The following is a 10719-nucleotide window of genomic DNA, read 5'->3' as shown; positions in this document are numbered from 1 at the left end:
ACCAGCCTCGCTGTACGCCTCGCCGACACCCCAAGAAAGCGAAAACGCCAAGTGTGTGCGCTATGTTAACGCCTATGACCCGCGGCCTCGGGGTCGGCGTGCTGGTGATGGTTGCGCTCGATGAAATGCATGTCCGGCTCGGCCAGGGCCGGGAAGGGGATCAGGTCCAGCTCCTTGACCAGCGGCGCCACGCCCCGGTCGACCACCTGGCCGTCGCTGTCCTTGTGCCACAGGCCGGTGATGCCGGTGAAGTCGCGCCCGGCCAGCAGGCGGTCAATGATTTCAAGGAGCACAAGTTCGCCTTCGCCCCGGCAGGCATAGTCGCCATAGGAAAGCGCCTGCTCGGGAAACACGGTGGGGTGCTTGCCGCCGACGATGATCGGCGCCCCCGTCAGCTTGCGCAGCGCCGCCGACAAGTCCTTGGCGACCATCACGTAAGGATGCAGCACCGAGATGGCGATCAGGTGCGGATCGACCGAGCGGACCAGATCGGCGACCAGGGCCATTTCCGTCTCGCTGACCGGGAGGTGGCAATTGCCGCGGCTGTTCTTCAGGAACAGGGCATGCGATTGCATGCCGGCCTTCCGGCACAGGGAGTGGAACCCCCGGATCGGGAAAGAACGATAGGTGTAGAGCGAGATATTGAGGATGCGCAGACCCCCAACCTCGGGCGGGAAAGCGACCTCGCCGGCCGACAGGCGGCGAAGGGCGTCCAGGGCATCGAACCGCTCAGACACTTCTTTTCCCTGCGTCGCAAGAACCGGCCGTCCTTGTAGCACTTTGCTATCTTCGGACTCAACCGGCATTTCCCATTCGGGCGGCCCATCCGCCCGGGAAAGCCGCCTAGTCGCAGATCAGGATGCCCTCGACGATGTCGGGGTCTTCCTCGGCCGGCTTCAGGGCGAAGCCCATCTTGGCCGCCAGCTTCAGCATCGCGGCGTTCTCGGCCAGAACCTGGATGACCATCTCGTGGGTGCCGCGGTTCCTGGTGAAGGCGACCATGGTTTCCAGCAATTTGCGGCCCAGCCCGGTCCCTTTCAGATTCGAACGGACCAGGATGGCCAGCTCGGCCCGGTGGTTGTCGGGGTCGGTGACGGTGCGCACCACGCCCAGGGTCTCGGGCTGGCCATCCTTGCCGGTGTGGGTGGCGATGAAGGCCATTTCGCGGTCGTAATCGATCTGGGTCAGTCGCGCCAGTTGATGGTGGGCCAGGGTGCGGATATGGCCGTGGAACCGATAACGCAGATCCTGCGGGGTCATGTGGCCGATCAGGTCGGCGTGGGCCGGCTCGTCCTCGGGCCGGATCGGGCGGATCAAGATTTCGGTGCCGTCGTGCAGTACCGTCGGCTCCTCCAGGTGGCCGGGATAGGGCAGGACGGCGAAATGGCGGCGGTCGCCAGGGGTGACCGGCTCGATGCGCATGCGGGCATCGACCGCCAGCACGCCCTGGTCGTCGCAGAACAGCGGGTTGACGTCGCAGGCGACGATCTCGGGATTATCGACCAGCATTTGCGACAGCCGCACCAGCGCCACCGCCAAGGCCTCGATGTCGGCGGCGGCCCGCGCCCCGTGGGCGGCCAGCAGGCGGACGATGCGGGTGCGTTCGATCATGGCGCGCGCCAAGGGCAGGTTCAGCGGCGGCAAGGCCAGGGTGTGGTCGCGGACGATCTCGACGGCGCGGCCGCCTTCGCCGAAGACGATCAGCGGGCCGAACAGCGGATCGCAGGCGATGCCGATCATCAATTGGCGGGCATGGGGGCGAAGCGCCATCGACTGGATGGTGAAGCCCTCGATGCGGGCGTCGGGGCGCTTGGTGGCGGTACGGTGCAAGATGCCGGCGCAGGCGGCGCGCACGGCGTCGGGGGTTTCCAGGTTCAAGGCGACGCCGCCGACATCCCATTTGCGCGGGATGTCGGGCGAGGCGACGGTCAGGGCCACCGGCAGGCCGATCTCGATGGCCTTCCTTGCGGCGGCCTCGGAATCGGCGACGTGGTGGCTGGGCTGGGCGGCGATGCCATAGGCGGCCAGCATGGTCTTGGCCTCGGATTCCAGCAGCAGGCCGCCGCCGGCCGCCAACGAGCGGGCGACGATGGCCCGGGCCGAGGCGGCATCGGGCTGGAAGTCCAAAAGATGCGACGGCGGCGTCTGCAGCAGCATCTCCTGGTGGCTTTGGAAGGCCAGCAGGTGGCGAAAGCCCCTGACCGCCTGGCCGGGGGTGTCGTAGGTCGGCAGGCCGGCCTCGGCGAACAATCGCCGCGCCGGACGCGCCGCCGCCTCGCCGACCCAGCAGGTCAGGACGTGGCCGCCATGGCGCTTTTGGGTATCGACGACGGCCCGGGCCACCTCGATGCCGTCGGTCATGGCGTTGGGGGCGTGGATCACCAGCACGGCGTCGATATCCGGGTCCTCGATCAGGACGCGGATCGCGTCGGCGGTGCGCTTGCCGTCGGAATCCACCGCCAGATCGACCGGGTTGCCGACCTTGGCGGATTTCGGCAGGAACACCTGCAGCTTGCGGACGCATTCCTCGGACAGGGGCGCCAGGGTGCCGTTGCCGCGCAGCAATTCATCGACCGCCATCATCGCCGTACCGCCGCCATTCGAGACGATGGCCAGGCGGTCGCCGCGCGGTGGCCGGGTGCGGGCCAGGGTCTCGACGGCGGCGAACAACTCGTCGAGGTCGGTCACCCCCAGGGCGCCGGCCCGGCCGATCGCCGCCTCGAACGCCTCGTCCGGCCGGGTCAGCGCTTCGGCCAGGAAGGCCGCCTGCGACGGCGACGGATCGTCGGCGGCGCGGCCGGCCTTGACCAGCACCACCGGCTTGTTGCGGGCGGCGGCGCGCAACGCCGGCATGAAGGCGCGGCGCTCGCGGATATCTTCGATGTACAGCAAGATCGCCCGGGTCGCCTCGTCGTTGGCCAGATGGTCCAGCGCGTCGGCGAAATCGACATCCATGCAGTTGCCCAAGGACAGGAACGCGGAAAAGCCGATGCCGCGCGGCCTGGCCCAGTCCAGGACGGCGGTGCACAGCGCGCCCGATTGCGACACGAAGGCGATGCGGCCCGGCTCGGCCGGGATGTGGCTGAAGCTGATGTTCAGGCGCGACTTGGGCACCAGCACCCCCAGCGAGCCGGCACCCAGCAGGCGCATGTTGTGGCGCCGCGCCGCCTGGCGGCAGCCGGCCCATTCGGCGTCGGCCGACACCACGATGGCGATGCGGCAGCCCTTGCGGCCCAACTGGTCGATCAGGCGGGGCAGGGTGTCGGGCGGCGTGCACAAGATCGCCAGGTCCGGCGCGATGGGCAGCAGGTCCACCGACGGATAGGCCAGCACGCCGGCGACGGCGCGGTATTTCGGATGGACCGGCATGATCGGGCCGGCGAAGCCGCCATCCAGCAGGTTGCGCATGACCACGGCCCCGACCGAACGCGGCGTGTCCGACGCGCCCACCACGGCGATGGCCGTCGGTTCGAACAGGAAATGCAGGTTGCGCACGCTCATGGCGGTCTCTCGAAGCCCTTTGCCCTAAAGCGATGGCCTGGGACGCGGCAATTTGCAAGGCTTGTTTGCCCCTCCTGTGCGCCCCTTTGCCAAAAGGGGGAAGTGGGGTAAACAGGGAGGGTGATTTCGTTTTCCGCCCAGATAGGTGCCTGGATGATCCGTGGTCTTGCCCTAGCCGTCCTGATCAGCGTCGCCGGGCCGGTATTGGCCCAGACGGCCGCGCCCCCGATCCAGGAGGAAACGCCGCACTTCCAGCCGATCCGGCCGGTGGCGCCAGAGCCGGTCGCCCCTCCGGCAGCCCCTCCGGTCGTCCCTCCGGCCGCCCCGCCGGTCGCTGCTCCTGTCGTCCCCCCCGAGCCCGCTCCGGTGGTCCCGCCCGCGGCTCAGGACCCGGTGCCGGCCGCGGTGATGGCGATCGAGACCAAGGTGCCGTTCCAGATTCCCAATTGGGCGCTGGGCATCGTCGTGCTGTCGGTGGCCTTCCTGGCCGGGTCGTTTCTGGCCGGGGTGGTCGGGGCCATGGTGTTCAAGGCCTTGCGCCGGTCGGAACTGAAGGCGCGGCGCCGCGCCGTCGCCACCACGCTGGCGACCGAGCTGGAAACCCGCCGCCTGGCCTTCGAGGCGGTGCCATTGCCGCCCAATGCCGAGGCCGGGGTGTCGTTCGTGTCGTCGGTGATCTCGCTGGCGGGCATCGAGGCCGGCTACCGCTCGGCCCAGGGTGAATTGTTCCTGCTGCCGCCGCAGACCGCCGCCAACCTGTCGGTCCATTATGCAGCCGTCCAACGCGTCGCCGAATTCGTCAAGGGCCAAAGCCTGGCGGCTGCCGTTCGTATGATGCAGGCCAACCGCCTGGGCGGCCATCCCTGTCCCGATGCCGGCGCCATGCGCGACGCCCATGTCGAGATGGCGGCGGCCTTCCGCGGCATCGACAAAGTGATCTCGGGCCTGAAGAGTCTGGCCAAATAGGGAGGCGACCATGGCCGCAGGCAAGCATCCGCTGGGCGTTCGCGATGATTTCGTGTGGGGCGCCTCGACCTCGGCCTATCAGATCGAGGGAGCCGCGTTCGAGGATGGGCGCGGCCCCAGCATCTGGGACATCCATTCGCGCACCCAAGGCCGCACCGCCAACGGCGATACCGGCGACATCGCCTGCGACCATTACCACCGCTGGCCGGAAGACGCGGCGCTGCTGAAGAAGCTGGGCGTCGGCGCCTATCGTTTCTCGGTGTCGTGGCCGCGCGTGCTGCCCCGTGGGCGCGGCGCGGTCAACGACAAGGGCATGGATTTCTACGACCGGCTGATCGACGGGGTGTTGGATTCAGGCATTCAGCCGTGGCTGTGCCTGTATCACTGGGACCTGCCGCAACGCCTGCACGAACTGGGCGGCTGGACCAACCGCGACGTCGCCGGCTGGTTTGCCGATTACGCCACCTTGATCGCCACCCGCTTCGGCGACCGGGTCAAGCATTTCGCCACCTTCAACGAGCCCAATGTCTGCACCCTGTTCGGCTATGGCATGACCTGGTGCGCCCCGGCCGCCGAGGACCGCGTCGCCTACCTGAAGGCCAGCCACCATCTGAACCTGGCCCATGGGGCCGGGGTGGATGTGCTGCGCGGGCTGGTCAAGGATGTGTCCATCGGCTGTATCTACAATCTGCAGCCGGTCCATCCGGCCGACGAGACGGTTGCTGCGGATCACGAGGCGGCGGCCAAGCTGGACGCCCACTGGAACCGGGTCTATGCCGACCCGCATATCCTGGGCCACTATCCCAACGTGGTGGTCGAGGATTACGAGCCCTATATGCAGGCCGGCGACCTGGCCCGCATCTGCCGGCCGATGGATTGGGTGGGGATGAACCATTACGGCCCGATCTGGACCAAGGCTGCGCCGGGCTCGCAGATGGGCTTCGCCTGGGCCGACGTCAAGGTGGCCGACGCCCACCCGGAAATCGGCTGGGAAATCTTCCCCGAGGCGTTTACCGAGCAATTGCTGGAAACCTCGGCACGTTACAAGCTGCCGGTCTACATCACCGAAAACGGCTGCGGCCGCAATGACGACCAGGAAATCGCCGATGCCGATGGGTATGTGGACGATTTCTACCGCATCACGTACTTGAAGCTTTACACGGCGGCGATGAAGGCGGCCATCGACAAGGGCGCCGACGTGCGCGGCTATTTCATCTGGTCGCTGCTGGACAATTTCGAGTGGGGCTCGGGCTACGGCAACCGCTTCGGCATCATCCGCGTCGATTTCCCGACGGGCAAGCGCACCCCGAAGAAGTCGTTCGCGTGGTATGCGGATGCCATCAAGGGGGTGTTGGGGTAGGCGGGCTGTTCCCTGCCGCCGCCACCGATGCGGCGATGTCGGCAATCGAGCGGAACAGGACTTGCGGATCATCGTTTGATTCCAGGAACCCGTGTCGCCGCCAGAACGCCGCCGCGTCGGCGTCCAGAGCGTTGACCACCAGCGCACGACCGCCGATCAGCCGGGCCCCCTGCACGCACCGGATCAGGGCATGGCGCAACAATCCGGTGCCGATGCCCTGTCCCGCCCAGTTCGCATCGGTGGCCAATTGGCCCAACAGCAGACATGGGACCGGGTTGGGCGGTTGGCCGGTTTTGATGGACCGCGGCAGGGCGGTCGGCACGATAGCCGTTGGCGCCAAGCCGTAATAGCCCACCACCCGTCTTGCCTCATGGACCACCATGACGACGGTGAACCCCTTTTCCTGATTGGAGAGGGCACGGCTCCTCAGCCAGTGATCCAGGGCGGGTTTGCCACAGGTAAACGCCGACAGGTCATGCCCGCCATGCAAGGGTTCGGGCGCCGAAAGTGGCATGGCCGATCAGTTCCGGTCGTCGCCATCACTCCACGGCGCCGGTCGGCGCAGAACTTCGACCATGGCCGGGACCGGATCTGCCGGCGCCGACAGCACCGCCATGAAGGCGGCGAACCCTTCCTGCGACATCCGAACCAGTCCGGTTTCCATCAACACGTCCTCGGCGGCCCGCACCGCTGCCTCGCGCACGAAATCCGTCCTCGATCGGCCCCGTAAGTTGGCGGCCCGGTCGATCAGGGCGAGGTCGGCATCGGGCAGGCGCATGGAAAGCGGATGGTCTTTGCGATTGGCGGTGACGGGCATGACGATGGCTCCGAGCAATTGCCTTGAATGTGCGCCACTGTACTGCATTTTGCAATACGCCGCTGTCCCCTCCTAATCCCTGCTCCCGTTCTTCGGCTTCTCGGTGGCGCGGCGCAACGGGTGGATCAGCCAGTGGCGCAGGTCCAGGGCGCCCATCTTGCGGCGCCGCTCCGAGGTGCGGACCAGGCTGGTCTCGCGGATGAAGGCCGGGCCGTGGCCCGAGGCTTCCAGCACCAGCTTCCGATGGTGGAACTGCTCCAGGCCCTGATTATAGCCCACCGTCAGGATGGTGGCGTTGGGCAACTCGGCGATCAGCAGGCTCATCAGTTCCTGCTCGGCCTTTTCCTCCAGGCAGTCGGTGGCCTCGTCCAGGAAGATCCAGTCGGGGCGATGCAGCAGCAGGCGGGCGAAGCCGATGCGCTGCTGTTCGCCCAGGGTCAACACCTGTTCCCAATTGCCGACATCCATCAGCCGGTGGGTTAGGTGGCCCAGCCCGACCTTCTGCATCGCCTTCAGCACCGTGGCCTCGGCGAAGACGTCGCGGTCGGACGGATAGCGCAGCGTGCTGCGCAAGGATCCGATCGGCAGATAGGGGCGCTCGGGCACGAACGAGATGGCGCCGTCGCCCGGCAGTTCGATATGGCCGCGCCCCCACGGCCACAGGCCGGCCACCACCTTGAACAGCTTCAAGGCGCCGCCGGGATCGCCCGAGATCAGCACCCGCTCGCCCTGTTGGATTTCCGCCTCGAAGCGGCTGACCACGGTGGTCCCGTCGGCGTTGGCGATGGTCAGGTCGCGGAAGGCCAGGACCGGCTTGTCCGACGGGCCGACACAGATGCGGCTGTCGGGCATGCAGGCGATGTCGCCCTTCAGGGTCTCGATGGCGTTGTGCAGCGCCATGACCCGCTCGACCGAGGCCTTCCATTCCGCCGCCTTCGACAGATTGTCCACCGGCCACGACAGCGCCGAAGTCATCTGCTGGAAGGCCTGGGCGATCTGCATCAGCGCGCCCAGGGTGATGGCGCCGGCGATGTAGCGCGGCGCGGTGATCAGGATCGGGAAGCCGGTGGCCAGCACCGCATAGCCCGACGAGAACAGGAACACCCGGGCCAGCGCGTTGGTCTGGATGTCGAAGGCGTGGACCACGCCCTTGAACATTTCGGCCAGGCGGCGCTGTTCTTCCGGTTCGCCATCCAGCAAGGCGATGGATTCCGAGCTTTCGCGCACGCGGACCAGGCCAAAGCGGAAATTGGCTTCCTTGGTCTGGCGCAGGTTGACGGCGCCGACCAGCGGCCTGCCGATCAGCACGGCGGCGGTGGTGCCGGCGCTGGCATAAAACAGCGAGACGAACACCATGTGGCCGGGCACGTCGAATTCGGTGCCGAACAGCGGCACCTGGATCACGCCCGACAGCGTCCACAGGATCTGGGTGAAGCTGACCAGCAGCAGCACGCAATAGACCAGCGAATGGGCCAGATCGATGGCGGCTTCGGTGGCGTTCCTGACATCCTCGGCGATGCGGCCGTCGGGGTTGTCGTGCTCGCCGGGGATGTGGGTGACCTGATAGTGCCGGCCGTCGGCCAGCCAGTCATCCAGCAGGCGCCGCGTCAGCCAGTCGCGCCAGCCGACCTGGACCCGGCGCTTGATCACCAGATGGACGGCGGTGACCGCCATGGCGAACACCAAGATGATCACCAGGGCGCCGATCTGCACCAGGAAGCGGTCCATCGACCGCTGCTCCAGGGCGTTGAACAGATTGGCGCTCCACAGATTGATCAGGATCGGCGACACCACCTGCAACAGGGTCAAGGCCACCAGCAGGCCCAGCATGCCGCGCACGCGCCACTTGTCCGGGCCGGCCCAATAGGGGCCGGCCAAGCGCATGAATTGGCGAAGGAAGCCCTGTCTTTTGACGCTTGTCGTCGGCTGTTGTGGAATCTGCTCGTCCACCGGCATGGGTGATGTGACCTGCCCCGTCCCTATTTCCCACAAATTAAGCATGTTCCGAGGCTTGAGGCCAGTCGCTCGGCTAGGTTCTTGACCGGGCGGCAGCGCAAAGCCACCATCAGGATCGGTATCGATCGATAAGGAATCCCCGCCCGTGGCCGACCTCGACCCCATTGCCTATGACGACGACTTCCTGCGCGCGATCTTGAAGGGCGTCAGGACCATCGCGGTGGTGGGGGCCTCGGCCAACTGGAACAGGCCCAGCTATTTCGTCGCCAAGTACCTGCAAGACAAGGGTTATCGGGTGATTCCGGTTAATCCCGGACTGGCCGGCCAGACGCTTTTGGGTGAAGCCGTCTATGCCGACCTGGCCGCCATCCCCGAGCCGATCGACATGGTCGACATCTTCCGCAATTCCGAAGCCGCCGGGCCGATCACCGATCAGGCGGTCATGATCGGCGCCAAGGTGGTGTGGATGCAATTGGGCGTCCAGAACGACGAAGCGGCGGCGCGGGCCCAGGCGGCCGGCCTGAAGGTGGTGATGAACCGCTGCCCCAAGATCGAGTTCGGCCGCCTGGGCGGCGAGCTGGGCTGGTACGGCGTCAATTCCGGCATCATCACCAACCAGCCCAAGGAAGCCCCCCGCCCCAAGCGCGAGCGGGCCGCCCGGTCGTCGGCACCGCTGGATCACGGCTTCGCCACCAAGGCGGTGCATGCCGGCGCCGCCCCCGACGCCGCCACCGGGGCCCGGACCACGCCGATCTACCAGACCACCTCCTATGTGTTCGAGGACACCGACCATGCGGCGGCTTTGTTCAACCTGCACACCTTCGGCTACATCTATTCGCGTCTGACCAATCCGACGGTCAGCGTGCTGGAAGAACGCATGGCCGCCCTTGAGGGCGGCCGCGCGGCGGTGTGCGCCGCCTCGGGTCACGCCGCCCAGTTCCTGACCTTCTTCACCTTGCTGGAAGCGGGCGACCATTTCGTCGCCTCGCGCAATCTCTATGGCGGCTCGCTGACCCAGTTCGGCCTGTCGTTCAAGAAGCTGGGCTGGCACTGCACCTTCGTCGATCCGCACGATGCGGACAATTTCAAGGCTGCCATCGGCCCCAATACCAAGGCCATCTTCATCGAAAGCCTGGCCAATCCCGGCGGCATCGTCGTCGATATCGAGGCGGTGGCCAAGGTGGCGAGCCAGGCCGGCATCCCGTTGATCGTCGATAACACCCTGGCGACGCCGTTCCTGTGTCGCCCGTTCGAATGGGGCGCCGACATCGTGGTTCATTCGACCACCAAGTTCCTGGCCGGGCACGGCAATTCGGTCGGCGGCTGCGTCATCGAATCGGGCGGCTTCAATTGGTCTTCGTCGGACAAGTTCCCCAGCCTGACCAAGCCCGAGCCGGCCTATCACGGCCTGACCTTCTATGAAACCTTCGGCGATTTCGCCTTCACCACCAAGGCCCGGGCGGTGGCGCTCAGGGACTTCGGGCCGGCCATGGCGCCGATGAACGCCTTCCTGACCATCACCGGCATCGAGACCTTGCATGTCCGCATGGAACGCCATTGCGCCAACGCCCAGAAGGTCGCCCAGTTCCTGGCCGACCATCCGCAGGTGGCGTGGGTGTCCTATGCCGGGCTGGCGGACAGCCCCTATCGGTCGTTGTGCCAGAAATACCTGCCGCAAGGGGCCGGCGGCGTCTTCACCTTCGGGGTCAAAGGCGGCTTCGAGGCCGGCAAGCAGGTGGTGGAAAAGGTCCGGCTGTTCAGCCATCTGGCCAATATCGGTGACACCCGGTCGCTGATCTTGCATCCGTCCAGCACCACCCACCGCCAGCTGACCGAGGAGCAGCAGATCGCGGCCGGCGCCGGCCCCGACGTCATCCGCCTGTCGATCGGCCTGGAAGATGCCGTCGATCTGATCGCCGACCTGGATCAGGCCTTGGGCGGCTGAGTCTTACGGGTCAGTCGCCCGTGCAAAAGTCTTTCGCTTCGCTCAGTATACTTTTGCGCGTTGATCTATAAGGAGAAAAATAGGCTTGGGGCGGCCCTGCGCCTATTTTTCGCGTTTGACCGCCGCCATGAGGCGAGCCGTGCCCGCCTCATGGCGGGAATACAAACCAAACCC

Annotated in this window: 8 protein-coding genes; 3 read left to right on the top strand and 5 right to left on the bottom strand. The window is 66.5% G+C overall.

The annotated features are described in order from the left end of the window. Positions 1–65: 65 nt before the first annotated feature. The gene (locus A6A05_RS18505) at positions 66–737 is read right to left on the bottom strand and encodes a cobalamin-dependent protein (protein WP_068504449.1); all 672 of its coding nucleotides are present in this window, start codon (positions 735–737) and stop codon (positions 66–68) included. Positions 738–843: 106 nt separating this feature from the next. Continuing rightward, entirely contained in the window at positions 844–3501 is a 2658-nt protein-coding gene (locus tag A6A05_RS18500; RefSeq protein WP_068504447.1) for a bifunctional acetate--CoA ligase family protein/GNAT family N-acetyltransferase, read from the bottom strand. Between the two features lie 153 nt (positions 3502–3654). Here A6A05_RS18500 and A6A05_RS18495 point away from each other — a divergent pair, with 153 nt between their 5' ends. Then, a complete protein-coding gene (locus A6A05_RS18495; RefSeq protein WP_068504445.1) occupies positions 3655–4467 on the top strand; it encodes a hypothetical protein in 813 nt (270 codons plus the stop codon). A gap of 10 nt (positions 4468–4477) precedes the next feature. Further along, entirely contained in the window at positions 4478–5827 is a 1350-nt protein-coding gene (locus A6A05_RS18490) for a GH1 family beta-glucosidase (RefSeq protein ID WP_068504442.1), read from the top strand. On the opposite strand, the gene A6A05_RS18485 is transcribed toward A6A05_RS18490, so the two are convergent. The 3 genes from A6A05_RS18485 to A6A05_RS18475 form a co-directional block, all read right to left on the bottom strand. Then, positions 5808–6341: a GNAT family N-acetyltransferase gene (locus A6A05_RS18485; protein WP_068504440.1), complete on the bottom strand. Its 534-nt coding sequence runs from the start codon at positions 6339–6341 to the stop codon at positions 5808–5810. The two genes, A6A05_RS18490 and A6A05_RS18485, sit on opposite strands and share 20 nt — an antisense overlap. 6 nt (positions 6342–6347) lie before the next feature. Beyond that, entirely contained in the window at positions 6348–6644 is a 297-nt protein-coding gene (locus A6A05_RS18480; protein WP_068504438.1) for a type II toxin-antitoxin system TacA family antitoxin, read from the bottom strand. A 72-nt stretch (positions 6645–6716) separates the two neighbouring features. Continuing rightward, the gene (locus tag A6A05_RS18475; protein ID WP_245644368.1) at positions 6717–8528 is read right to left on the bottom strand and encodes an ABC transporter ATP-binding protein/permease; all 1812 of its coding nucleotides are present in this window, start codon (positions 8526–8528) and stop codon (positions 6717–6719) included. Between the two features lie 217 nt (positions 8529–8745). Here A6A05_RS18475 and A6A05_RS18470 point away from each other — a divergent pair, with 217 nt between their 5' ends. Further along, a complete protein-coding gene (locus tag A6A05_RS18470; protein ID WP_068504434.1) occupies positions 8746–10545 on the top strand; it encodes an O-acetylhomoserine aminocarboxypropyltransferase in 1800 nt (599 codons plus the stop codon). Positions 10546–10719: the final 174 nt, after the last annotated feature.

Origin of the sequence: Magnetospirillum moscoviense (assembly GCF_001650635.1) — a bacterium.
GTDB lineage: Bacteria > Pseudomonadota > Alphaproteobacteria > Rhodospirillales > Magnetospirillaceae > Magnetospirillum > Magnetospirillum moscoviense.
This window is presented reverse-complemented; position numbering and strand designations above follow the sequence as displayed.

Excerpts from the sequence above, each read along its gene's own strand:
- A6A05_RS18500 (WP_068504447.1), bottom strand. The coding sequence starts at position 3,501 with ATGAGCGTGCGCAACCTGCATTTCCTGTTCGAACCGACGGCCATCGCC.
- A6A05_RS18495 (WP_068504445.1), top strand. The coding sequence starts at position 3,655 with ATGATCCGTGGTCTTGCCCTAGCCGTCCTGATCAGCGTCGCCGGGCCG.
- A6A05_RS18490 (WP_068504442.1), top strand. The coding sequence starts at position 4,478 with ATGGCCGCAGGCAAGCATCCGCTGGGCGTTCGCGATGATTTCGTGTGG.
- A6A05_RS18485 (WP_068504440.1), bottom strand. The coding sequence starts at position 6,341 with ATGCCACTTTCGGCGCCCGAACCCTTGCATGGCGGGCATGACCTGTCG.
- A6A05_RS18480 (WP_068504438.1), bottom strand. The coding sequence starts at position 6,644 with ATGCCCGTCACCGCCAATCGCAAAGACCATCCGCTTTCCATGCGCCTG.
- A6A05_RS18475 (WP_245644368.1), bottom strand. The coding sequence starts at position 8,528 with ATGCGCTTGGCCGGCCCCTATTGGGCCGGCCCGGACAAGTGGCGCGTG.